General features: G+C 45.0%; 1 protein-coding gene. It reads right to left on the bottom strand.

Going from position 1 to position 908, the window contains the following annotated elements; all coding sequences use genetic code 11:
* Window positions 1–908: cadherin-like domain-containing protein (locus AB4496_RS09365; protein ID WP_372130859.1), on the bottom strand; the 908-nt coding region annotated here is incomplete at both ends.

Here is a 908-nt window from a genome sequence, read left to right as displayed (position 1 = left end):
GAATTGTCATCCGCCCCAGCAATGTTCTCAAACCTCTGAAGCTGACCTTGACCTTGATTTTGAGTAAGGCTGATATCTGTTACGGTAAGGTTATGATTTTCGATATCAGAGCTTGCCGTAATCAAGTCACCCTCAACAATCACGATTTGGCCATCTTCCGGAATCGAGCCCAAATCAACATTGGCCGCTATCGGAGCATCATTATATTCCGTCACTTTAATAGTGAAGGTAGTTTGATTCGTTTGAGCGGTATTCGGATCACCCGCATCAATCAAACCGTTATTACCACCGTCATCGATCGTAGCATTAATGGTCACTAACCCACCCAGATTGAGATAGTTCTGATCCGGGTCCGGTTTGAACGTAACCTCGCCATTAGTTAGCGCTGCATTGATGTCAGCTTCTTTACCTGTCATGACAAGTGAGCCATCAGCCTGCAATACAAATGTCACACCATTGGATTGAGTGCTTGGGAGTACAAACTCGCCCTGCGCACCCGGCAGTGTTTGGTCAACTTTCAGCGTCAGTACATACGGGGCATCTGGATTATCAAAGTTAGCGTCGATATCGTAGATACTAAAGTTGTTAATCGCGACCCCATTAGAGTCTTCTGTCGTTTCAAGGTTAGTCACATTGACAAAGGTCGGTTGATCGTTGATCGGATCAATCACTAAATCAACATCGAAACTCGTTGGTGTGCCTAAATACTCCGTGTTATCAGCATCTGTATCCACAGAACGAACGGTAATCTGCAGTGGACCATTAATACCCAAAGCATTACCTGTATCACTATTATGTTCGCCAGAGTTAAATACGATCTTATCTAGCGACTGAGCTGGAACATCGAGAGTCCAGAGCTGTGTAGTTGAGTCATAACTACCCAAGGTCGTTCCGTCAGGGTAGTAGAT

The sequence above is a fragment of the Vibrio sp. 10N.222.46.A1 genome, assembly GCF_041473595.1.
Lineage (GTDB): Bacteria > Pseudomonadota > Gammaproteobacteria > Enterobacterales > Vibrionaceae > Vibrio > Vibrio tasmaniensis_A.
This window is presented reverse-complemented; position numbering and strand designations above follow the sequence as displayed.